General features: G+C 61.4%; 27 protein-coding genes and 3 pseudogenes. 8 read left to right on the forward strand and 22 right to left on the reverse strand.

The genetic code is table 11. The features are described from left to right. Positions 1–132 precede the first annotated feature (132 nt). A complete protein-coding gene (locus tag ACZ9DP_RS26785; protein WP_194729465.1) occupies positions 133–438 on the forward strand; it encodes a DUF1883 domain-containing protein in 306 nt (101 codons plus the stop codon). Positions 439–455: 17 nt separating this feature from the next. Here the strand turns inward: ACZ9DP_RS26785 and ACZ9DP_RS26790 are convergent. Both ACZ9DP_RS26790 and ACZ9DP_RS26795 read right to left on the reverse strand, forming a co-directional pair. Beyond that, a pseudogene (locus ACZ9DP_RS26790) lies at positions 456–1,773 on the reverse strand (replication-associated recombination protein A). Continuing rightward, the gene (locus ACZ9DP_RS26795) at positions 1,770–3,173 is read right to left on the reverse strand and encodes a DegQ family serine endoprotease (RefSeq protein ID WP_476204108.1); all 1,404 of its coding nucleotides are present in this window, start codon (positions 3,171–3,173) and stop codon (positions 1,770–1,772) included. The pseudogene ACZ9DP_RS26790 and the gene ACZ9DP_RS26795 overlap by 4 nt, the downstream one beginning before the upstream one ends. 117 nt (positions 3,174–3,290) lie before the next feature. Here ACZ9DP_RS26795 and ACZ9DP_RS26800 point away from each other — a divergent pair, with 117 nt between their 5' ends. Then, positions 3,291–3,665, forward strand: a complete 375-nt coding sequence (locus tag ACZ9DP_RS26800) for a YkvA family protein (protein WP_476204109.1) — start codon at positions 3,291–3,293, stop codon at positions 3,663–3,665. A 30-nt stretch (positions 3,666–3,695) separates the two neighbouring features. Continuing rightward, the gene (locus ACZ9DP_RS26805) at positions 3,696–4,046 is read left to right on the forward strand and encodes a lysozyme inhibitor LprI family protein (RefSeq protein ID WP_194729463.1); all 351 of its coding nucleotides are present in this window, start codon (positions 3,696–3,698) and stop codon (positions 4,044–4,046) included. A gap of 225 nt (positions 4,047–4,271) precedes the next feature. Here the strand turns inward: ACZ9DP_RS26805 and ACZ9DP_RS26810 are convergent. The 4 genes and pseudogenes from ACZ9DP_RS26810 to ACZ9DP_RS26825 form a co-directional block, all read right to left on the reverse strand. Continuing rightward, positions 4,272–4,361 (reverse strand): annotated as a pseudogene (locus ACZ9DP_RS26810) (alpha/beta hydrolase); the annotation flags it as partial. A 29-nt stretch (positions 4,362–4,390) separates the two neighbouring features. After that, positions 4,391–4,696, reverse strand: a pseudogene (locus ACZ9DP_RS26815) (alpha/beta fold hydrolase); the annotation flags it as partial. 227 nt (positions 4,697–4,923) lie between these two features. Beyond that, a complete protein-coding gene (locus ACZ9DP_RS26820; RefSeq protein WP_476204110.1) occupies positions 4,924–5,397 on the reverse strand; it encodes a methyltransferase family protein in 474 nt (157 codons plus the stop codon). 21 nt (positions 5,398–5,418) lie between these two features. Next, entirely contained in the window at positions 5,419–6,312 is an 894-nt protein-coding gene (locus tag ACZ9DP_RS26825; RefSeq protein ID WP_476204111.1) for an NAD(P)/FAD-dependent oxidoreductase, read from the reverse strand. Between ACZ9DP_RS26825 and ACZ9DP_RS26830 the strand changes: the two genes are divergently transcribed. From ACZ9DP_RS26830 to ACZ9DP_RS26840, 3 genes are all read left to right on the forward strand, one after another. Beyond that, the gene (locus ACZ9DP_RS26830) at positions 6,311–6,496 is read left to right on the forward strand and encodes a hypothetical protein (RefSeq protein ID WP_476204112.1); all 186 of its coding nucleotides are present in this window, start codon (positions 6,311–6,313) and stop codon (positions 6,494–6,496) included. The two genes, ACZ9DP_RS26825 and ACZ9DP_RS26830, sit on opposite strands and share 2 nt — an antisense overlap. A 102-nt stretch (positions 6,497–6,598) precedes the next feature. Continuing rightward, positions 6,599–7,246 (forward strand): TetR/AcrR family transcriptional regulator, encoded by a 648-nt coding sequence (locus tag ACZ9DP_RS26835; protein ID WP_476204113.1) that lies wholly within the window; start codon positions 6,599–6,601, stop codon positions 7,244–7,246. Between the two features lie 366 nt (positions 7,247–7,612). After that, positions 7,613–8,239 carry a class I SAM-dependent methyltransferase gene (locus tag ACZ9DP_RS26840; protein ID WP_476204114.1) on the forward strand — a complete coding sequence of 209 codons (627 nt, stop codon included), beginning with the start codon at positions 7,613–7,615 and terminating at the stop codon, positions 8,237–8,239. 593 nt (positions 8,240–8,832) lie between these two features. On the opposite strand, the gene ilvD is transcribed toward ACZ9DP_RS26840, so the two are convergent. Beyond that, entirely contained in the window at positions 8,833–10,671 is a 1,839-nt protein-coding gene (ilvD, locus tag ACZ9DP_RS26845; protein ID WP_476204115.1) for a dihydroxy-acid dehydratase, read from the reverse strand. 329 nt (positions 10,672–11,000) lie between these two features. On the opposite strand from ilvD, the gene msrP reads away from it, so the two are divergent. Further along, entirely contained in the window at positions 11,001–11,948 is a 948-nt protein-coding gene (msrP, locus tag ACZ9DP_RS26850; protein WP_476205487.1) for a protein-methionine-sulfoxide reductase catalytic subunit MsrP, read from the forward strand. Beyond that, a complete protein-coding gene (msrQ, locus tag ACZ9DP_RS26855; protein WP_194729453.1) occupies positions 11,948–12,604 on the forward strand; it encodes a protein-methionine-sulfoxide reductase heme-binding subunit MsrQ in 657 nt (218 codons plus the stop codon). Before msrP ends, msrQ begins: the two co-directional genes overlap by 1 nt. Positions 12,605–12,753: 149 nt before the next feature. Here the strand turns inward: msrQ and rplQ are convergent, their stop codons facing one another. The 15 genes from rplQ to rplX form a co-directional block, all read right to left on the reverse strand. After that, on the reverse strand, positions 12,754–13,176 hold the full coding sequence (gene rplQ / locus ACZ9DP_RS26860; RefSeq protein ID WP_039844646.1) for a 50S ribosomal protein L17: 423 nt from the start codon (positions 13,174–13,176) through the stop codon (positions 12,754–12,756). Positions 13,177–13,221: 45 nt separating this feature from the next. Continuing rightward, complete coding sequence (locus ACZ9DP_RS26865) at positions 13,222–14,232, reverse strand: DNA-directed RNA polymerase subunit alpha (RefSeq protein WP_022718371.1); 1,011 nt, start codon at positions 14,230–14,232, stop codon at positions 13,222–13,224. Positions 14,233–14,335: 103 nt separating this feature from the next. Further along, positions 14,336–14,725, reverse strand: coding sequence for a 30S ribosomal protein S11 (rpsK, locus tag ACZ9DP_RS26870; protein WP_022718372.1), 390 nt, complete (start codon positions 14,723–14,725; stop codon positions 14,336–14,338). 132 nt (positions 14,726–14,857) lie between these two features. Then, positions 14,858–15,226 (reverse strand): 30S ribosomal protein S13, encoded by a 369-nt coding sequence (rpsM, locus tag ACZ9DP_RS26875; RefSeq protein ID WP_022718373.1) that lies wholly within the window; start codon positions 15,224–15,226, stop codon positions 14,858–14,860. A gap of 227 nt (positions 15,227–15,453) precedes the next feature. Next, a complete protein-coding gene (locus ACZ9DP_RS26880; protein ID WP_074067604.1) occupies positions 15,454–16,104 on the reverse strand; it encodes an adenylate kinase in 651 nt (216 codons plus the stop codon). Continuing rightward, positions 16,101–17,441: a preprotein translocase subunit SecY gene (gene secY / locus ACZ9DP_RS26885; RefSeq protein WP_074067602.1), complete on the reverse strand. Its 1,341-nt coding sequence runs from the start codon at positions 17,439–17,441 to the stop codon at positions 16,101–16,103. Before secY ends, ACZ9DP_RS26880 begins: the two co-directional genes overlap by 4 nt. Before the next feature lie 235 nt (positions 17,442–17,676). Then, positions 17,677–18,150: a 50S ribosomal protein L15 gene (rplO, locus tag ACZ9DP_RS26890; RefSeq protein ID WP_022718376.1), complete on the reverse strand. Its 474-nt coding sequence runs from the start codon at positions 18,148–18,150 to the stop codon at positions 17,677–17,679. A 16-nt stretch (positions 18,151–18,166) separates the two neighbouring features. Then, complete coding sequence (gene rpmD, locus ACZ9DP_RS26895) at positions 18,167–18,376, reverse strand: 50S ribosomal protein L30 (protein ID WP_022718377.1); 210 nt, start codon at positions 18,374–18,376, stop codon at positions 18,167–18,169. Positions 18,377–18,390: 14 nt separating this feature from the next. Continuing rightward, positions 18,391–18,960 (reverse strand): 30S ribosomal protein S5, encoded by a 570-nt coding sequence (rpsE, locus tag ACZ9DP_RS26900; protein ID WP_022718378.1) that lies wholly within the window; start codon positions 18,958–18,960, stop codon positions 18,391–18,393. Between the two features lie 132 nt (positions 18,961–19,092). Next, on the reverse strand, positions 19,093–19,455 hold the full coding sequence (gene rplR / locus ACZ9DP_RS26905; RefSeq protein WP_022718379.1) for a 50S ribosomal protein L18: 363 nt from the start codon (positions 19,453–19,455) through the stop codon (positions 19,093–19,095). Positions 19,456–19,467: 12 nt separating this feature from the next. After that, the gene (gene rplF, locus ACZ9DP_RS26910) at positions 19,468–20,001 is read right to left on the reverse strand and encodes a 50S ribosomal protein L6 (protein WP_022718380.1); all 534 of its coding nucleotides are present in this window, start codon (positions 19,999–20,001) and stop codon (positions 19,468–19,470) included. 42 nt (positions 20,002–20,043) lie between these two features. Next, on the reverse strand, positions 20,044–20,442 hold the full coding sequence (gene rpsH, locus ACZ9DP_RS26915; protein WP_022718381.1) for a 30S ribosomal protein S8: 399 nt from the start codon (positions 20,440–20,442) through the stop codon (positions 20,044–20,046). 12 nt (positions 20,443–20,454) lie between these two features. Beyond that, the gene (rpsN, locus tag ACZ9DP_RS26920) at positions 20,455–20,760 is read right to left on the reverse strand and encodes a 30S ribosomal protein S14 (protein ID WP_074067600.1); all 306 of its coding nucleotides are present in this window, start codon (positions 20,758–20,760) and stop codon (positions 20,455–20,457) included. A gap of 32 nt (positions 20,761–20,792) precedes the next feature. Next, positions 20,793–21,350, reverse strand: a complete 558-nt coding sequence (gene rplE, locus ACZ9DP_RS26925; protein ID WP_022718383.1) for a 50S ribosomal protein L5 — start codon at positions 21,348–21,350, stop codon at positions 20,793–20,795. After that, positions 21,343–21,651 (reverse strand): 50S ribosomal protein L24, encoded by a 309-nt coding sequence (gene rplX, locus ACZ9DP_RS26930; protein WP_022718384.1) that lies wholly within the window; start codon positions 21,649–21,651, stop codon positions 21,343–21,345. Before rplX ends, rplE begins: the two co-directional genes overlap by 8 nt. Positions 21,652–21,662: the final 11 nt, after the last annotated feature.

Raw genomic sequence — 21,662 nt, forward strand, 5'->3', positions numbered from 1 at the left:
CCGAAGCACTGACTGCTCCCGCTGTCCCAGAGCGGGAAGCGTCCGGCGCTTCACACCCTCGCGCAGCCCAACTCTTCCTTAACCGGCGTCCCCTAACATTAGCGGCAACAGACATTTAATCCGCAAAGACCGATGCCGAAACCGAACTTCCGCTTTACCCATTATGATCTTCACGAGCAGCGCGCCGGAACCGTTGTCGAGGTGACACTGAATGCGGTGAACAATGTGCGGCTGATGACGGCGCCGAACTATCAGCGCTTCACCGAGGTTCTCGATTTCAAGTATATTGGCGGAGTTGCCAAAAAATCGCCCATCAGGCTCGCCGTTCCCGAAAGCGGCCACTGGCATCTGATCGTGGACATGGAAGGCCATCACGGGCTTGCCGGTTCCGCAGTGAAGGTGATTGCCGCGCCGGCGGGGCAGAAGCACGCGTCATAAAAGTCACCGGATCGCAACTAGCGCGGATTGCGCTCTTTTCTGAGCTTCGCCCAATATTCGAGCCGCTTGCGGATATCGCGCTCGAAGCCGCGCTCCGGCGGATCGTAGAAGGTCTGGCGGCCCATCTTCTCCGGAAAATAATCCTGGCCCGAAAAGGCGTCGGGCTCGTCGTGGTCGTAGCGATAGCCCTCGCCGTAACCTTCGCCCTTCATCAGCTTGGTCGGCGCGTTCAGGATATGCTTCGGCGGCAGCAGCGAGCCGTTCTCTTTTGCCGCCTGCGTGGCGGCCTTGAAAGCGGTGTAGACGGCATTGGATTTCGGGGCGGTCGCCAGATAGACGCAGGCCTGCGCGAACGCCAATTCACCTTCCGGTGACCCAAGGTAATCATAGGCGTCCTTGGCGGCATTGCAGATGACCAGCGCCTGCGGATCGGCAAGGCCGATATCCTCCACCGCCATGCGCACCAGCCGCCGCCCGAGATAGAGCGGGTCCTCGCCGGCATCGAACATGCGGGCGAGATAGTAGAGCGCTGCATCCGGATCGGAGCCGCGCACGGACTTATGCAGCGCGGAGATGAGATTGTAGTGGCCGTCCTGTGCCTTGTCATAGACCGGGGCACGGCGCTGCACGATGCGCGTAAGCGCTTCGGTATCGAACGTCTCACCGTCGCGGACGGCGCGCCAGACCTCCTCGGCAAGTGTCAGTACGGCACGGCCGTCGCCGTCTGCCATGCGCAAGAGGCTGGCGCGTGCATCCGCCGTCAGCGGCAGCGCCTTGCCTTCGGCCGTCTCGGCGCGCTTCAGCAGTTCTTCCAGGCTTTCTTCATCATGCGATTTGAAGGTCAGCACGCGGGCGCGAGACAAGAGAGCGGCATTGAGTTCGAAGGACGGGTTCTCTGTGGTGGCACCGACGAGGATGATGGTGCCGTCTTCCATGACCGGCAGGAAGCTATCCTGCTGGGCACGGTTGAAGCGGTGGATTTCGTCGACGAAAAGCACGCGTCTGGCGACCGTCCATGCGGCGCAGGCGCGCGGCGTCGAAAGCCTTCTTGAGGTCGGCGACGCCGGAGAAGATCGCCGAGATCTGTTCGAAGGCTAGGCCCGCTTCACCGGAAAGCAGGCGGGCAACGGTCGTCTTGCCGGTGCCGGGCGGCCCCCAGAAGATCATGGAGCCGAGCGAACCGCTTGCGATCATCCGGCGCAACACGCCGTCTTCGCCCGTCAGGTGTTCCTGGCCGGTGACTTCGGCAATCGTCTGTGGCCGGAGCCGATCGGCGAGAGGCCGCCTGTTGGCGACCTCCTCTGGAACACGCGGTGCGAAGAGATCGTCGCTCATCGGAAGAACTGCCTTATCCGCTGGCCCTCGCGCTCGATCTCGACGCGCCAGAAACCCGGGTCCGCGTCGGCCATCTGTTCCAGCTCCTCCGTTGTCTGTACCGGTGCGCCATTGATCGAAACGATGATGTCCTTCGGCTCGAAGCCGAGACGCGCTGCAGGCGAGCCATCCTTCACATCGGCAACGACGACACCCGTCGATTCCGTCGGCATGCGCAGCTCGTCAGCGACGCGCGGCGACAGGTTCTCGACGACAGTACCGGTGAAGGGCGTGCGCCCGCCAATCGTGCGCTGGTCGCGCGGCGAGGTTTCCGGCGCCCGGTCGAGCTTCAGCGCCACCTGCTGTTCGCCGCCATTCTCGGCCACGGTCAGGTTGACGGAGCTGCCGAGGCCCGCCGTCGTCAGGCGATAGAGAAGCGCGTCGGGATGTTCGACCGGAACGCCGTTCACCGCCGTGACGATCTCGCCGGCTCTCAGACCCGCCTTGGATGCAGGACCGCCTTCCGTCACTTTCACGATCAGCGCGCCGCGTGCCTTGTCGAGACCGAGCGCTTCTGCAACCTCGGAGGTCACCGCGTCGAAGGTGGCACCGACATAGGGGCGTTCGAACGACTTCACGCCAGCGTCGGCCGATGCCAGGAACACCTTCACCAGGTTGGCGGGGATTGCGAAGCCGATACCGTTCGAGCCGCCGCCGCGCGAGAAGATCGCCGTATTGATGCCGATCAGTTCACCCTTCATGTTCATCAGCGCACCCCCCGAATTGCCGGGATTGATCGACGCGTCGGTCTGGATGAAGAAGCCGAACTCGTTCTTGACAACCTGGTTGCGCGCAAGCGCCGAAACGATGCCGCTCGTCACCGTCTGGCCGACGCCGAAGGGATTGCCGATCGCAAGCACGAGATCGCCAACCTCGACGGCATCCGAATTGCCGATCGCCAGCGTCGGGAAGCTCGCCTTGGTTTCGATCTGCAGCACCGCGAGATCGAGCCGGTCGTCACGCAGCACGACCTTGCACGGGAACTCGCGGCCGTCCGACAGCGCCACCTTGATGTCGTCCGCACCCTCGATGACGTGATTATTCGTCACCACTGTGCCGTTTGCTTCAACGATGACGCCAGAGCCGAGCGAGGATTGCTTTTCTGTGCGATTCGGCATCTGCTGGCCGAAGAACTGCTCGAAGAAAGGGTCGCCTGCAAAGGGAGATTGGCGCTGGATGATCTTCTCTGCGTAGACATTCACCACGGCGCCCGACGTCTGCTTGACGAGCGGCGCGAAGGAAAGCTGCAGTTGCGCCCGGCTTTGCGGCACCGCCTTCGCGTCCTGCGCATCTGCGCCGAACGGCAAAGCGACGACCAGCGCAAAGAGCGAAATGGAAGCGCGTTTCAACAGGCCTTGCATTGGAATCCCTTCTGAATTCGTATTGAGAAAGTGTTGTAGCGCTGGACGCTAGAAAGGAAAGAGGGCGGAAGCATGAAGGAATAAGGCAGGTTTGAAAGCACGTGAGGAACTTGCGGCATGGAACTGATATCAAAAGCGAAAACATGGGCGAAGTCACTGAGGTGTGACATTGCCGCATTATGGCTTGCCGCCCGCGACCCACGCGTTCCGTGGCTTGCAAAAGCAACGGCTGCAGCAGTGGCGGCCTATGCGCTTTCACCTATCGATCTGATCCCGGATTTCGTGCCCGTCCTCGGCTATCTCGACGACCTCGTCATCGTGCCGCTCGGCATTTTGCTGGCCGTCAAGCTCGTCCCGCCGGAGATCATGGCCGAACTCCGGAGGGAGGCCGCATTGCGCGCCAGCCGTCCGGCCAGTAGCAGAGCGGGGCTCCTTTTCGTCCTTGCCGTCTGGACTTGCTGCTTCATCTTTCTGGTACTGGCGTTCCTTTGAAACGCTACTTTCTGAAGCAGGAAGATTTGCATGAAACGTTCCCTCACCCTTGCCATACTTGCCTTGTCCGCAGCATGTTTGAGCTCTGGCGCCGCCCAGGCCGCGAGCTTCGACTGCGATGCAAAGGAGCTGAAGCCGGACGAAAAGGTGATCTGCGACAACCGCGCGCTCAATGATGCCGACGTGAAGATGACGACGACGTTCGATCTTCTTTCAGGCCTGCTCGCCATGGGCTCGCGCGGCACGCTGCAGGACGAGCAAACGGCCTGGCTGAAGAAGCGGCAGGAATGCAGGGCTGATGCCGCCTGCATCAAGGCCGCCTATGACGAGCGAATGAAACAGCTCGGCGAGACCTACAAGAACATCAACCGGCCGCTATAGCCGTGCCTGTCAACTCTCGATCAGAGCCCGCACCTGGGTCAAGACCGCACGCGCCGCGCCGCACTATCTAAAGGCCAGCATAAGCTTTGCGGTCCGCCTAGCTGTGCGCCATTTAGAGAAGGTGACGAATGGGTCTTCCAGCGGCGCTTCATGCAAAGCACGTAACGGGCTGAGGCCCGGATTTTCTTTGCGGGCCTCCCACCGTCTCGCGGAAGAGACGCTGGATCACGCCGCGAGATGCTGATCGAAGAACGTGGACAGCTTGTCGAACGGAATGAGGTCCACGCGGTCGTAGAGGTCGACGTGCCAGGCACCCTTTCGCAAGCATCGTATGTGATCGCGCCGCCCCATTCGTGGCCAACCAACTCCACGGCTCGCCCGGGAGACCAGCGGTCGATCAGCGCGAGCACGTCGCTGGTAAGGGCTGCCATGTCGAACGGCCCTGCGGTCGGGGACGGCGCGTAACCGCGAAGCCAGGGTGCGACGACGTGACGTCCGCGGCGGCCGAGCTCGGCAAGGAAGGGCCTCGCGGTCGGCGGATGGTCCGGGAAGCCGTGCAGGACGAGCGTCGGTTGACCATCGTGATCACCACCCTGCAGCGCGTGGAAGGTGCCGTGTGGCAGGTCGAAGGTGACGTGTTCGAACTCCATGTGTGTCAGGCTTCTCCAAGAGCGGTCGGACGAGAGATGCTGATGCTGGCTTCGGTGTCTCTGGTTTTGGACATGTGCGTCTCCTCAGGCGCTGGGTGTACTGCGGGGTCAGCCGGCCAGTCGGTTTTCCGTGACACCGGCCCGCAACCTTCAGAATATGATAGCTCGCGGCAAGGAAGCCGGTGCTGGTTTATCAGAAGGCCCCGCAGGCGGCAGCGGCGGAATAGTCAGAGCCAGCGGCGAACCTCGGCCTTGTAGCGGCGGTAGTCGTCGCCGAACTTCGCTTCGAGATAGCGCTCCTCGCGGGCGATCACCTGCGTCTGGATCGCGATCAGCACCAACGGGAGCAAGGCGAAGGCGATCGGCCCGTCGAAGCCGATCGCAAGGCCGGCATAGATAAGCGCCATGCCGAGATACATGGGATTGCGGGTCCACCGATACGGACCGGTCGTTGCGATGAGGGTCGTTGGCTGCGACGGCGGAACGTTGGTGCCCAGCCGCCGGAACAGCCCCGCCGCCGCAAGCATCATCGCCGCGCCGGCAACGAACAGCGGCGCGCCCGTCGCGACCAGCAACCGCCAGTCGATGCCGAAAGAGCGCAGGGTGACGAACCGCTCCGCCGCCAGCCCCAACAGCAGCGCTCCCAGATAGACGAAGGGCGGAGGGAAGCGCACACCCGCGCTGTCCGGTTCGACGGCCATGCTCATCTCCAATCTGTGCTCTCAAACCAGCATCGACTGCTGGGCGAAGATACCCGCCATCGCGCCTTGCCATGATGCCGTGGTGACCGAGGGCATGAGGGGGTTGGCGAGGTCGCCGGCGGCGTAGATGCCGGGCATGCTGGTTTCGCGGCGCTCGTCGACCTTGAGGGCGATGCCGAGGGGCGTATCGACCGTGGCGAGACCCAGTGATTCATGCAGGCTTGCGGACGGCTTGTTGCGCGGATGCGCGAACAGGATGTCGACCGCGACATCGGGGCCGGTATCGAGCTTGACGGTGGCGCTATGGCCCCCGTGACGGGCGATCTCGGTGATCCGGCCCTCGACGACAGGTATGTTGCGACGCGCCAGATCGGCCCGGATATCGGGCGGAATGTCGTGACCATCGGCGAAGAGCGTCAACCTGTCGGTCCAATCGTGGAACAGCCTGACCTGATTGTGCGACTGCGGGCCGGACCAGACGAGGCCCCAATGCTGGCCGGCGACTTCAAAGCCGTCGCAATAGGGGCAGGGCACGATGGATGTGCCCCAGCTTTCGGCAAAGCCCGGCACATCAGGCATCTGGTCGGCGACGCCATAGCTCAGGATCAGGCGACGCGCCCCAAGGCTTGCGCCATCGCCAGTGAGGACGGAGAAATCGTCGACGGCGCCGGAGACGCTGTCGGCCCGGGCATTGACCAGCCTGATCGTGGGATAACGCGCCAGCTGCTGCCGCGCCTCGGCCAGGATGTCCAGCGGCGGCTTGTGATCGTGGCCGAGCAGGCCATGCGAGTGGCCGGCGAAGCGGTTGCGCGGCAGGCCGGTATCGAGAACGGTGACCTTGCGGCGGGCACGGCCGAGCTGCAGGGCGCCGGCGAGACCGGCAAAGCTGCCGCCGATGATGATGACGTCATCCATGGTGATGGGCTCCGTGTTGTGGTTGGAGGGGGTACTGAGCCTGGCGCGCAATATCATCCAGCGATACGCGCTCGAGACGGGCAGCGAGCAGGGCCTCGGCATCGGCGAGAAAGTCGCCCATCACTGTGTTGACCGACCGGACGATGCCCGCATTCGATATCGCCGGGCGGCCCGGGAAATTTGATTTAGAGGACATGGTTGAAACCCACCCATTGGCTTGCACATTTTGGATACTACATGGTATCGTAATTAAAGAATTAGGATACTGTCAAGTACTGGAATTGTCGTGACCGAAAATAGCCAGGCCCAGCGCGGCCGGCCCGCCAACGAGGCGCTTGGCCAAACGATAGTCGACGCCGCGTGCGAACTCTTTGTGGAATTGGGTTTTCAAGCGACGACATTGGACAAGGTCGCCCAGCGAGCGAAGATATCCAAGCTCAGCATCTATCGGCACTTCGAGAACAAGGAGGCGCTGTTCAGCGCGGCCATCGCGGCCCGCTGCCATCAGTTTGCACCACAGGCCCTTTTTGAAGGCGTCGACGGTTCGGCCGAAGATCAGCTCATGGCGGTGGGATCATCCCTGCTTCGCACGCTGTTGAGCCCGGACGTCCGCAGTGTCGAAGCCATGATCATGGCCGACAAGACGAATCAAAAGTCGTTAAGCAAGCTCCATTACGAAGACGGCCCCGCCCATATCATCGCCCAAATCGAGGCCCTGTTGCGTCAGTTGCACGCGAAGGCGGTTCTGAACGTGCCCGATCCTCTCCGGTCCGCCCGCTTGTTTGCCGCGCTTTTCAAAGGATCCGATCTCCTGATTATCGCACGCTTCGATGAGGCGAGAGCAGAGGACGACAACGAAATCGAATCCTATTGCCGGTCGGCCGTCGCCATGTTCATCGCCGCGCACGGTGGCAACGACCACGCGGGCGGATAGCCTAGACGAGGCCGCGAAGGAGTACTTGCTTGATATTTTGGATGCTCGCATTAACATCAACGCCTTGGGCGGTGTTCCAGGACCTGTGACCGGCGGCGTAACCGCTACCACCCCATTCGAGGCCTTAGTGCCGGCTTAGCAGACCGTCAGCTTTCGGGAAGCTGCAACGGTGGTCTGAATGGCGGAAATGAAAGCGCATTGCCGCCCGGCAGCATTGGCTCGGTCGGTGGTGTCTCTGACCGCATTTCTGCTAAAGCTGGGAAGCAAATCGCCCGCGATGTCACCAACTGCCGAAGCGTGAAGGGCGCAACGGGCTGATGGGCCTCTCGCTCATCAGGCCTCTTGTCTTGAAGGAGGAGCGCTAACATGAGCACCGACCTGGATACCGTGCGGTCCTATGATACGGTCGCGGCGGAGTATGCTGCCGAGGCCGCGGCGATGCCCGAATGGGTCGCAACAGAGATCGATGCATTCGTGACCGAGCTGGGCGGCTCGGGCAGGGTGCTGGAGATCGGAAGCGGTGGCGGGCGAGATGCACTTGAGCTTGAGAAGCGGGGAATTAGCGTCCGGCGCACCGACATTTCAAAGGGCTTCGTCGAACTGCTTCGCGTAAGAGGCTTCGGGGCCGACCTGTTGGACCCGCTGACCGAAGACTTGGCCGACCCGCAGCGTCCCGGCACGCCGTACGACGGGATCTGGGCCTGTGCCTGCCTGATTCATGTCGCGCGCGAGGATTTCGGCACGGTGCTTGGACGGCTTGCCGAGGCGACCCGGACCGGTGGCCGGTTGCACGCCTCGGTTAGAGAGGGCGAAGGCGAGGATGTGTCCACACACGGCAGTGCTGCAGCGCCCCGGCGCTACGTCGAGACGTACTGGCGCGAGTCTGCCCTGCGGTCCGCACTCACAGACGCCGGCTGGATCGTCAGCGAGGTACGTCGGTGCGTCGGAAAGCCCCATGATCGGTGGCTGAGCGTTCGGGCGAGTCGGGCGTGACGCACACAGAACTTGCGGGAATGGCCGGTTGGGGGGCGCGAAGCTGCCGGATCGAAATACGAAGCGATGAGCAACCCGCGCCGCCGTCCTGGTCAGACAGGCTGTCGTCCCCCCATTCTTTGCACAGCGCCTCAATGAACGGATTATCCTTTAGCTGCCAGATTGCGGTCTTAGGGCGGTACGGACTTATGGGTTGACGGCGTTTGGAGTCGTATCGGGCTGCACGCGGTGGATCCTAGAGGCGGAAGAACATGCGTTTGATGGAGTTTCGGTCGATCTCGCTCACGCCATGTCCTCGGCAACACGAAAAAGGAGGCGGATATACCGCTCCAGATGGGCGAGGCTTTCGCGCGCCAGCTCCGCATCATTCAAACCGGGTGTCTTAACGACCGTCTTGGGGGCGCATAGTTGCCGTGCCCTTCAAGGCTGCACTACTTCGCCATCGAATCTAAGATTTACTGACAAGGTGCGAGCGGCAGACCGCTCTGACACCTTATCTGCAAAGGAAGATATTCCGCACTACTCTGAACAGACAAACAAAACGGCGCCCGCATTCCGCAACGCGCCGTCTCCTGATTGAGTCTTGCAGTTCCTCAGCGGCCGCCGAGATCGCGCACCGCGCCGCGGTCCGCGCTCGTCGCGAAAGCCGCATAGGCCTTCAGCGCCGTCGTGACATTGCGCTTGCGGTGTTCGGCCGGATGCCAGCCCTTCTCTTCCTGCTCGGAACGGCGGGTCGCAAGTTCGCCGTCGCTGATGCGCAGGCTGATCGTGCGGTTCGGGATGTCGATATCGATCACGTCACCCGGGCGCACCAAGCCGATCGTGCCGCCGTTCGCCGCTTCCGGCGAAACGTGGCCGATCGAGAGGCCGGAGGTGCCACCGGAGAAGCGGCCGTCGGTGATCAGCGCGCACGCCTTGCCGAGGCCCTTCGACTTCAAATAGCTCGTCGGATAGAGCATTTCCTGCATGCCGGGGCCGCCCTTCGGGCCCTCGTAGCGGATGACGACGACGTCGCCCGCGACCACCTCATTGCCGAGGATGGCTTTCACCGCAGCATCCTGGCTTTCGTAGACCTTGGCCGGACCGGAGAATTTCAGGATCGATTCATCGACGCCCGCCGTCTTCACGATGCAGCCGTCGAGCGCGAGGTTACCCTTGAGGACAGCCAGGCCGCCATCCTTCGAGAACGGATGCTCGACCGAGCGGATGACGCCCTTTTCCCGGTCGGTATCCAGCTCTTCCCAGCGGGCGTTCTGGCTGAAGGCGACCTGGGTCGGGATGCCGCCGGGGGCCGCGAGGTAGAAGTCGCGAACCGTCTCGCTGCTGGTGCGGGTGATATCCCAGCGATCGATGGCGTCACCCAGCGTCTCGGCATGAACGGTCGGGCAGTCGCGGTTGAGCAGACCGCCTTTGTCCAGCTCGCCGAGGATCGACATGATGCCGCCGGCGCGGTGGACGTCTTCCATGTGCACGTCGGCCTTGGCCGGCGCGACCTTGGAAAGGCACGGCACGCGGCGCGACAGCGCGTCGATGTCGGCCAGCGTGAAATCGACCTCGCCTTCATGGGCGGCAGCCAGGATGTGCAGAACGGTATTGGTCGAGCCGCCCATGGCGATATCGAGCGCCATGGCGTTTTCAAAGGCCCGCTTCGAAGCGATCGTGCGCGGCAGCGCCTTGACGTCGTCCTGCTCGTAGTATCGGCGGGCGAGATCGACGATCAGGTGCCCGGCCTCGACGAAGAGGCGCTTGCGGTCGGCATGGGTTGCAAGTGTCGAGCCGTTGCCGGGCAGCGACAGGCCGAGCGCTTCTGTCAGGCAGTTCATGGAATTGGCCGTGAACATGCCGGAGCACGAGCCGCAGGTCGGACAGGCTGAGCGCTCGATCGTCTGAACATCCTCGTCGCTGATCTTGTCGTCAGCGGCGGCAACCATGGCATCGACCAGATCGAGCGCATGCTTCTTGCCCTGCAGCACGACCTTGCCAGCTTCCATCGGGCCGCCGGAAACGAAGACCGACGGGATGTTGAGGCGCAGCGACGCCATCAGCATGCCGGGGGTGATCTTGTCGCAGTTCGAGATGCAGACCATGGCGTCGGCGCAATGGGCGTTGACCATGTATTCGACGCTGTCGGCGATCAGTTCGCGCGACGGCAGCGAATAGAGCATGCCGTCATGGCCCATGGCGATGCCGTCGTCGACGGCGATCGTGTTGAATTCCTTGGCAACGCCACCGGCCGCTTCGATCTCGCGGGCGACAAGCTGGCCGAGGTCCTTCAGATGCACGTGGCCAGGCACGAACTGGGTGAAGGAATTCACCACTGCGATGATCGGCTTGCCGAAATCCGCGTCCTTCATGCCCGTCGCGCGCCAAAGGCCGCGCGCGCCCGCCATGTTGCGGCCGTGAGTCGTGGTTCTGGAACGGTAAGCTGGCATCGGTTTCTTCCTTGATCTGCGGAAATTGCGCGGACGATGCGGGACGGCAAGAAAGCTTGCAGGCCGGGCAGCCGCTGCATTTTGGAATTGTCCTAATCCAATCAGCCGGGACTGTCACTACCGGCAAGGGCAAATCCGGTACGCCGCCCATTTGCGCCCATCTGGCATATACGGTGGATCGCAGCCTTTTGTTACAGTCTATTCCATCACACCCGAACACAAAAAATTGGCTTCCCGAAAGCAATCTTCAAGGCCTACACAGTCATCCAAAGACGCTGCTGATGCGTTTATTGAGATATCGGGCCGTTCCCGCCCAGGAGGATTTCGAAATGCCGGCTTATCATCCGCCAAAGATCCCGTCTTCGGAGGTCACGCCGCGCCAGGTCTATCTCCGCCGCCGCGAGTTCCTTGGGGCTGCAACGCTCGGCGCCATGGCGCTCTATGGGGCCGGCAAGGCGAGCGCTGCGGCACTTTCCGTCATCGAGAGCAAGTACAAGGTCGATGAAAAAACGACGCCGCTGAAGGATGTGACGACCTATAACAACTTTTACGAATTCGGCCTCGACAAGGGAGATCCCGCGGCCCTTTCCGGCGACTTCAAGCCCCTGCCCTGGACCGTTAAGGTCGACGGCATGGTCGGCAAACCGGGCACCTTCGATATCGAGGCCCTGATCAAGGAATTTCCGATCGAGGAGCGCGTCTACCGCATGCGCTGTGTCGAGGCCTGGTCGATGGTGATCCCCTGGGACGGCTTCCCGCTTGCAGCCCTGCTCGACAAGGTGGAGCCGCTGGGCAGCGCCAAGTACGTCGCCTTTGAAACCGTCGTCCGGCCGGACGAAATGCCGGGCCAGAAAGGCATCTTCCAGTCACTCGAATGGCCTTATGTCGAGGGCCTGCGCCTCGACGAGGCCCGCCACCCGCTGACGCTGCTTGCCGTCGGTCTCTATGGCGAAACGCTGCCGAACCAGAATGGTGCGCCCATCCGCCTCGTCGTGCCGTGGAAATACGGCTTCAAGGGCATCAAGTCGATCGTGAAGATCACGCTCACCGACCAGCAGCCGGAGAACACCTGGCAGGTCACCAACCCGCAGGAATACGGCTTCTATGCCAACGTCAATCCGGCGGTCGATCATCCCCGCTGGAGCCAGGCGAGCGAACGGCGCATCGGCGAAAGCGGCTTCTTCGGCGCCAGCCGCCATCCGACGCTGCCTTTCAACGGTTACGCCGATGAGGTCGCAAGCCTCTATTCCGGTATGGACCTGAAGGCGAATTTCTGATGACGGATTTCTCGCTGACGCTTGCGAAACGCTGGCAGCCGGCATCCGTCTGGCTGCTCTACGTGGCGGGGCTCCTGCCCGCCGCCTGGTATTTCTACCTCGGCGCCACGGACGGTCTCGGCGCCGATCCGGTCAAGACCTTCGAACTGTTTCTCGGCATCTGGGCGATCCGCTTCCTGATCCTGACGCTCGCCGTCAGCCCTGCCCGCGATCTCTTCGGCTGGAATTACCTGCGCTACCGCCGTTGCCTCGGCCTGCTCTGCTTCTACTATGTCGCAATGCATTTCACCGTCTACATGGTGCTCGACCAGGAATTGATCATTCAAGCTGTCATCGACGATGTCGTGAAACGGCCCTTCATCATGTTCGGCATGGCGGGCCTGACGCTGCTCATTCCGCTTGCGCTGACATCCAACAATTTCTCGATCCGCCGCCTCGGCCCGGCTTGGGTCCGCCTCCACCGCCTCGTCTACATCGTCGCAGCCTGCGGCGCGCTGCACTTCGCCCTCTCGACCAAGGTCTTAGGCCCCGAGCAATACATCTATGTCGGCCTTCTGATCCTGCTGATCCTCTACCGCTCCTGGAGGCCGATCGCCCGCAGCAGGAAGCGCGGGCAAGGACGGCAAGACAGCCGGGCGGCGGCGACCGCCGCGTGAGCCTGCAGTGTCAGGCTATAACGGCGTTGAAATCGCCAGCCGCGTCAGTTTCGCATAGCGCAATCGGCGTTCAACACGTCCAAAAGCGACAAACAAAAAAAGCCGGGCTTCTCGAGCCCGGCTGCTTGCTTCCGGTGAACCGGACAATATTAGGCGGCGACGGCCTGCTCTTCGGCGGCGGAGCGGGCCTTGTCGGCTGCGCCCTTGGCGAAGGTGTCGCGGTCAACGAATTCGATGACGGCGAGAGCGGCGTTATCGCCCTGGCGGAAGCCGGCCTTCATGATACGCAGGTAGCCGCCATTGCGGGTTGCGTAGCGCGAAGCGATCGTGTCGAAAAGCTTCGAAACGACTGCGGCGTCCTTGATCTGCGAAATCGCCTGACGGCGAGCGTGCAGGTCGCCGCGCTTGCCGAGGGTAACGAGCTTTTCAACGATCGGACGGATTTCCTTTGCTTTCGGCAGGGTCGTCACGATCTGCTCATGCGTGATGAGCGAAGCCGCCATGTTGGCGAACATCGCCTTGCGGTGGCTTGCGGTTCTATTCAGCTTGCGGCCGGCTTTACCGTGGCGCATTGCTATTCTCCTTCACATGCAGGCATCTCGCCCGCCGTTTGATGGTTAGTACTGGTCTTCGTACCGCTTGGCGAGATCTTCGATGTTCTCAGGCGGCCATGCCGGCACTTCCATGCCGAGATGCAGGCCCATGGAAGCGAGAACTTCCTTGATTTCGTTCAGCGACTTGCGACCAAAATTCGGCGTGCGGAGCATTTCTGCTTCGGTCTTCTGAATGAGGTCGCCGATGTAGACGATGTTGTCGTTCTTCAGGCAGTTTGCCGAGCGGACCGACAGTTCGAGTTCGTCTACCTTCTTGAGGAGCGCCGGGTTGAAAGCGAGTTCGGTGACTGCTTCCTCTTCGGCTTCCTTCTGCGGCTCGTCGAAGTTGACGAAGACGCCAAGCTGGTCCTGGAGGATGCGCGCCGCAAAAGCGACGGCGTCTTCGCCGGAAACGGAGCCATCGGTTTCGATGGTCATCGTCAGCTTGTCGTAGTCGAGAACCTGTCCTTCGCGGGTGTTTTCAACCTTGTAGGACACCTTCTTGACCGGCGAATAGAGGCTGTCGACCGGGATCAGGCCGATCGGAGCATCTTCCGCACGATTGCGTTCGGCCGGAACGTAGCCCTTGCCGTTGTTGACGGTGAATTCCATGCGGATCTCGGCGCCCTCGTCGAGCGTGCAGATGACATGCTCAGGGTTGAGGATTTCGATATCGCCGACCGTCTGGATGTCGCCAGCCGTCACAACGCCCGGGCCCTGCTTGCGGACGACCATGCGCTTTGCGTCGTCGCCATCCATCTTGATGGCGATTTCCTTGATGTTGAGCACGATATCCGTCACGTCTTCGCGGACGCCCGGAATCGAGGAGAATTCGTGCAGCACGCCGTCGATCTGCACGGCCGTCACAGCGGCACCGCGCAGCGACGAGAGCAGAACGCGACGAAGCGCGTTGCCGAGGGTCAGGCCGAAACCGCGCTCCAGCGGCTCTGCAACGAGCGTCGCCTTGATGCGCGAGTTCGAAGAGAACTCGACCTTGTTCGGCTTGATCAATTCCTGCCAGTTCTTCTGGATCATTTTTTTGCCTTCCGTTCGTTGCCACCATCCAATCGTGGCAACCGAGCTTGAGAAGCACCGGGAGCGTCAACAAAACGCTCACCGGTGTTGTGAGTGGCGATGATCAGACGCGGCGCTTCTTGCGCGGGCGGCAGCCATTGTGCGGGATCGGCGTCACGTCGCGGATGGACGTGATCATGAAACCGGCAGCCTGGAGCGCGCGCAGAGCGGATTCACGACCAGAACCCGGACCGCAAACTTCGACTTCCAGCGACTTCATGCCATGTTCCTGCGCCTTCTTGGCAGCATCTTCAGCAGCGATCTGGGCCGCGAACGGGGTCGACTTGCGCGAACCCTTAAAGCCCTTGGCACCGGCGGACGACCAGGCGATTGCATTGCCCTGCGCGTCAGTGATGGTGATCATCGTGTTGTTGAAGGTCGAGTTGACGTGAGCCACACCCGACGAAATGTTTTTACGTTCGCGACGGCGAACGCGGACGGCTTCCTTGGCCATTGTATCCCTTTCTTGGATATCTTCACCGCCGTAATGCCAGCGGCTACACCGGAACGGCGCCTTGCAGCCCCGCCCCAAACTCAAAAGAGGCCGGCGCAGACCGCCAGCCTCCCACTCCCGGTTTCCCGGAAATTACTTCTTCTTACCAGCGATCGCCTTTGCCGGGCCCTTGCGGGTGCGGGCATTGGTGTGCGTGCGCTGACCGCGAACCGGCAGGCCGCGGCGATGACGCAGGCCGCGGTAGCAGCCGAGGTCCATCAGACGCTTGATGTTCATCGAGGTTTCGCGACGAAGATCACCTTCGACCTGATAGTCGCGGTCGATCGTTTCGCGGATCTGAAGAACTTCAGCGTCCGTGAGCTGGTGCACGCGGCGATCAGCCGGGATGCCGACCTTCTCGACGATTTCCTGTGCGAATTTCGAACCGATCCCGTGAATGTAGGTCAGCGCGATAACGACGCGCTTCGCAGTCGGGATGTTGACGCCAGCGATACGTGCCACGCCTATTCTCCTTGAGTTCCAGTTGCCATCCGGCAAGAGGGCTTCGATTATGCCGCCCTCCGAAGGGCCGCTCGTTCAAATTTGGGTTCGTAACATGTCAAAACGACCGAACCCGGACTTCCTTTGGGAAATCCGCGCCGATCGCATCGAATATCGCGAGTTGGCGCGGTGTTTAGCGGAATCAGCGCTGAAAGGCAACCGGTCCCGCCAAGTTTATTTTCAAAGCCTTAAAGCTTCGAAAGGATGGTATCGACCTCGCCAGTGACGTGGTCTATGTCGGCCATGCCGTCCACGCTCTTGAGCTTCCCCTTGGCGTAGTAATAGCCGATCAACGGCGAGGTTTCCTTGTAATAGACCTGAAGCCGCGCCGTCATCGTCTCCGGGTTATCGTCCGGCCGGCGCTTGAAATGCGTCGAACCGCACTTGTCGCAGACGCCTTCGCTTTCCGGGGCCTTGTCGGTGTCATGGTAGACGCTGCCGCATTGTGCGCATGAATAGCGCCCTGCAACACGGCGAATGAGCTCGTCGTCGTTGACCTTCAACTCGATGACGACGGAAAGGTCGAGACCCTTTGCGCGAAGCATCGCTTCCGTGGCATCCGCCTGGATCAGCGTCCGGGGGAAACCGTCGAGGATGAAGCCATTCGCACAGTCCGGCTGGTCGATGCGCTCGGAGACGATGGCGTTGACGACTTCATCGGGCACAAGCTTGCCCGCCTTCATCAAGGCATCGGCCCGCTTGCCGACCTCGGTTCCAGCGTGAACGGCAGCGCGAAGCATGTCACCCGTGGAAAGCTGCGGTATGCCGTACTTCTCCACGATCCGCTGGGCCTGGGTTCCCTTGCCCGCGCCCGGCGGCCCCAAAAGTATGAGTCTCATCGCCCCCTCTTTCCTCCACGCAACTTCGATTTCTTGATCAGGCCTTCGTACTGCTGTGCAATCAGATGACCCTGGATCTGAGCCACCGTATCAAGAGTTACGCTAACCACGATCAAAAGCGAAGTACCACCAAGGGCCAATGGGATGCCGGTTTGCGACACCAGGATCTCAGGCAGGATGCAGACGAAGACGAGATAGATCGCGCCGATGACCGTGATGCGGGTCAGGACGAAATCGATATATTCGGCGGTGCGCTCGCCTGGACGGATGCCGGGAATGAAGCCGCCATGCTTCTTCAGATTGTCGGCCGTGTCCTTCGGATTGAAGACGATGGCCGTGTAGAAGAAGGCAAAGAACGCGATCAACGCCGCGTAGAGCAGCATATAGAGCGGTTGGCCGTGGCCGAGCGCCGCAACGATCACCGTCGCCCAGGACGGCAGAGACGTCGTGTTGGCAAAGCCCGCGACGGTCGCTGGCAGAAGCAGCAGCGACGAGGCGAAGATTGCCGGGATGACGCCCGAGGTATTCAACTTCAGCGGCAGGTGCGAGGTATCGCCCTGGAACATCCGGTTGCCGACCTGACGCTTCGGATACTGGATCAGCAGCCGGCGCTGGGCGCGCTCGACGAAGACGATGACGGCGATAACGGCCATTGCGATCAGGATGACAGCGAGAATCAGCGACGTCGAAAGCGCACCGGTGCGGCCGAGTTCGAGCGTGCCGGCAAGCGCGCTCGGAAGACCGGCAGCGATGCCTGCGAAAATGATCAGCGAAATGCCGTTGCCGATGCCGCGCGAGGTGATCTGTTCGCCGAGCCACATCAGGAACATCGTGCCGCCGAGCAGTGTGATGACGGTGGAAATACGGAAGAACCAGCCCGGATCGACCACGAGGCCGCTGCCGCTTTCAAGGCCGACCGCGATGCCATAGGCCTGCAGTGCGCCGAGCAGCACGGTGCCGTAGCGGGTGTACTGGTTGATGATCTTGCGGCCCTGCTCGCCTTCCTTCTTCAGGTTTTCGAGCGCCGGCACGACCGAGGTCATCAACTGCACGATGATCGAAGCGGAGATATAGGGCATGATGCCGAGCGCGAAGATCGCCATGCGCTCGACGGCGCCGCCCGAAAACATGTTGAAGAGGCCGAGAATGCCGCCCGCCTGGCCGCGGAAGGCCTGGGCATAGGCTTCGGGATTGAGGCCCGGAAGCGGAATGTGCGTACCAAGACGATAGACGAGGAGAGCTGCCAGCGTGAACCACAGGCGCTTCTTGAGATCCTCGGCTTTGGCGAAGGTCGAAAAACTAAGATTGGAAGCCAATTGTTCCGCTGCAGACGCCATGCGATTCTCCGCGCTACCAATTCGGGCGCTTCGAGCGAGTGCCGGACCCGGAATCAGTAATCAAATTATTCACAATCGGGCTACGGACGGATTGCTGGCGCAACCTATGCCTCACCCTTGATTTCGTCGAAACCGGCATGCTGCGGGGTGCAACGATGCAGATTCTTGTGAGGCCCACATATGGGAGCAAAATCGCCCGGTGTGAAGCCACCCCGGGCGACATATCATAAGATTATTATTCTGCCGCTGCGGCAGAAAGAAGCGTGATCGACGCGCCGGCCTTTTCGATCTTCTCGACGGCGGGCTTGGAAGCGCCTGCGACTTCGAGCTTGATCTTTGCCTTCAGCTCGCCGTCGGCGAGAACGCGAACGCCGTCCTTGGCGCGGCGGATCACACCGGCGGCCTTGAGGGCTGCGGCATCGACAGTCGCCTTGGCGTCGAGCTTGCCGGCGTCGATCGCAGCCTGGATGCGTGCGAGAGAGACGACGACGAAGTCGGCCTTGAAGATGTTCGTGAAGCCGCGCTTCGGCAGACGGCGGTAGATTGGCATCTGACCACCTTCAAAACCGTTGATGGCGACGCCGGAACGGGACTTCTGACCCTTCACACCGCGACCACCGGTCTTGCCCGAGCCCGAACCGATACCGCGGCCGAGGCGCTTGCGGCTGTGGGTCGAACCTTCGTTATCTCTGATTTCATTGAGTTTCATGATGATAACCTCCGTCTCACTTCTCGTCGACGACGCGAACGAGATGCTGGACAGCACGGATCATGCCGCGAACGGAAGGCGTATCTTCCAGGGTGCGGGTCCGGTGCATCTTGTTGAGGCCGAGGCCGATCAGCGTCTGGCGCTGTACAGCCGGCCGGCGAATCGGGCTGCCGATCTGCTCGACGGTAACCGTCTTCGCTTCGGTCTTCTTAGTAGCCTTAGCCATGGGTCAGACTCCTCTTATTCTTCAGAGGCGTTGCCGGAGGCGGCACGGCGAGCCTGGAGCGTAGCATACTTGATGCCGCGCTGAGCTGCGATGTCCTTCGGGTGAACCTGGTGCTTCAGAGCGTCGAAGGTTGCGCGAACCATGTTGTACGGGTTCGAGGAACCGGTCGACTTGGCGACAACGTCGTGAACGCCGAGCGTTTCGAAAACGGCGCGCATCGGACCGCCGGCGATGATACCGGTACCGACCTTGGCCGAGCGCAGCAGAACCTTGCCGGCGCCATGGCGGCCATGGACGTCGTGATGCAGGGTGCGGCCTTCACGCAGGGGAACGAAGATCAGCTCGCGCTTGGCGGCTTCCGTTGCCTTGCGGATCGCTTCCGGCACTTCGCGTGCCTTACCGTGACCGAAGCCTACGCGGCCTTTCTGGTCACCGACGACGACGAGAGCGGCGAAACCGAAACGGCGGCCACCCTTAACAACCTTGGCGACGCGGTTGATCGCGACAAGCTTGTCGACGAATTCGCTGTCGCGCTCTTCGCGGCTCTGGCGATCTTCGCGAGAACCCCTTCTTTCCTGTGCCATTGTCCTCTTCCTTTTTCTTTTCCGGGTGCAATCGGCAAACAAACGAGGACCGCATCGGTCTCCCTTGCGGGAGCGTTTGCGGTCCGGTGAAAATCCGGCCGCTGTCCAAAAGACGCGCGGCCGGAAATCTCCTTAGAAGGTCAGACCGCCTTCGCGGGCTGCTTCTGCAAGAGCCTTGATGCGGCCGTGATAGATGAAGGCGCCACGGTCGAATACGACTTCCTTGACGCCGGCCTTGGAGGCGCGCTCTGCAACGAGCTTGCCGACGAGGGCAGCTGCTGCGGTGTCGGCACCGGTCTTCAGAGAACCGCGCAGATCCTTGTCGAGCGTGGAGGCAGCCGCAAGCGTCTTGCCGGCCACATCATCGATGATCTGTGCGTAGATGTTCTTCGAGGAGCGATGAACCGACAGGCGCGGACGGCCATTGGCCACCGACTTGAGTTGACGGCGCACGCGGTTGGCACGACGTGCAAGTGCTTCTTTCCTGCTAGCCATTTCGCGTGATCCTTACTTCTTCTTGCCTTCTTTGCGGACGATGCGCTCGTCAGCATACTTCACGCCCTTGCCCTTGTAGGGCTCGGGACCGCGGTATTCGCGGATTTCGGCGGCGACCTGACCGACCTGCTGCTTGTTGATGCCGGTGACGACGATTTCCGTCGGCTTCGGAACAGCGATCGAGATACCGACCGGCGGCTCATAGACCACGTCGTGGCTGAAACCGAGAGCCAGCTGCAGGTTCTTGCCCTGCATGGATGCACGATAACCAACGCCGTTGATTTCGAGCTTGCGCTCGTAACCGTCCTTGACGCCCTTGAAGATGTTCTCGATCATTGTGCGGGACATACCCCACTTTGCGCGAGCATCCTTGGTCTGGTTGAGCGGCGTGACCACGACCGCGTTATCTTCGAGCTTTACGCCGACTTCGTCGTTTGCGACGAAGAACAGCTCGCCCTTCGGGCCCTTTGCAGTAACCTTCTGGCCATCGACCGTAGCCGTGATTCCAGCAGGTACCTGAACGGGCTTCTTACCGATACGAGACATGTTTAAATCCTGTCTGTTCGCAATGGAGATCCCTGCCCTGTCTTAGAAGACAGAGCAAAGAACCTCGCCACCAACGTTCTGTTCGCGAGCCTGGTGATCGGCCATCACGCCCTTCGGAGTCGAAAGGATGGTGATGCCGAGACCGTTCGCGACCTGCGGAATGGACTTGACCGAGACATAAACCCGGCGGCCCGGCTTGGACACACGGCCGATCTCACGGATCACCGATGTGCCTTCGTAGTACTTCAGCTCGATGCTGAGTTCCGACTTGCCATTGCCGAAATCGACAACGGAATAGCCACGGATGTAGCCTTCGGACTGCAGGACATCGAGAACGCGTGCACGGAGCTTGGACGCAGGCGTCGAAACCGACGACTTGCGGCGGGAAGCGCCGTTGCGGATGCGAGTGAGCATATCGCCCAACGGATCAGTCATTGTCATCTAACCTGCTCCTTACCAGCTCGACTTGACGATGCCCGGCACCTTGCCGAGATTGCCCAGTTCACGCAGCGCGATACGCGACATGCGCAGTTTGCGGTAGTACGCGCGCGGGCGGCCCGATACTTCGCAACGGTTGCGAATGCGGGTCTTCGATCCATCGCGCGGCAGGGATGCCAGCTTGATCGAGGCCTTGAACCGCTCTTCGATCGGAAGAGACTGGTTCATGATGATCGCCTTCAGGGCTGCGCGCTTGGCAGCCTGATTTGCGACCGTAGTACGGCGGCGCTTGTTCTTTTCAACTGCGCTTGTCTTCGCCATGTCAGGTTCCTTTTCTACGCTCGTCGTTACGGTTACTGACGGAACGGGAAGTTGAACTCTGTCAGCAGAGCTCGTGCTTCGTCGTCCTTCGTTGCCGTCGTGCAAACGATGATGTCCATGCCCCACATCTGATCAACCTTGTCGTAGTTGATCTCAGGGAACACAATGTGCTCCTTGATGCCCATGGCGAAGTTGCCACGGCCGTCAAAGCTCTTCGGGTTCAGGCCGCGGAAGTCGCGAACGCGCGGAAGCGCGATGTTCACGAGACGGTCCAGGAACTCGTACATGCGGGCGCCGCGCAGGGTGACCTTGGCGCCGATCGGCATCTGCTCGCGGACCTTGAAGCCAGCGATGGAGTTGCGTGCACGGGTGATGACCGGCTTCTGGCCGGCGATCGCTGCCAGGTCGGCTGCGGCAATCGTCGGCTTCTTCGAATCAGCCGTTGCTTCGCCAACACCCATGTTGATTACGATCTTGTCGAGCCTCGGGATCTGCATCTCGTTGGCATAGGAGAACTTCTCCTGCATCGCCTTGCGGATGCGCTCGACATATTCCTTCTTGAGCCGCGGCTCGTACTTTGCCTCAGCCATCGATCACATCTCCAGAACGCTTGGCCACACGGACCTTCTTGCCGTCAACGACCTTGAAACCGACGCGGGTCGGCTTGCCGTCCTTGTCGACGATTGCAATGTTGGACAGGTGAACCGAGGCTTCCTTGCTGATGATGCCGGCTTCCTGCGTCTGCGTCTGGCGCTGGTGGCGCTTGACGACGTTGACGCCACGGACGACCGCGCGATCTTCCTTCGGCAGAACCTGGAGGACTTCGCCGGTACGGCCTTTGTCCTTGCCTGCGAGCATGACGACCTTGTCGCCTTTACGAATCTTCTGCATCGTTCCCGCTC

The organism is Rhizobium sp. USDA 4016, assembly GCF_056279705.1.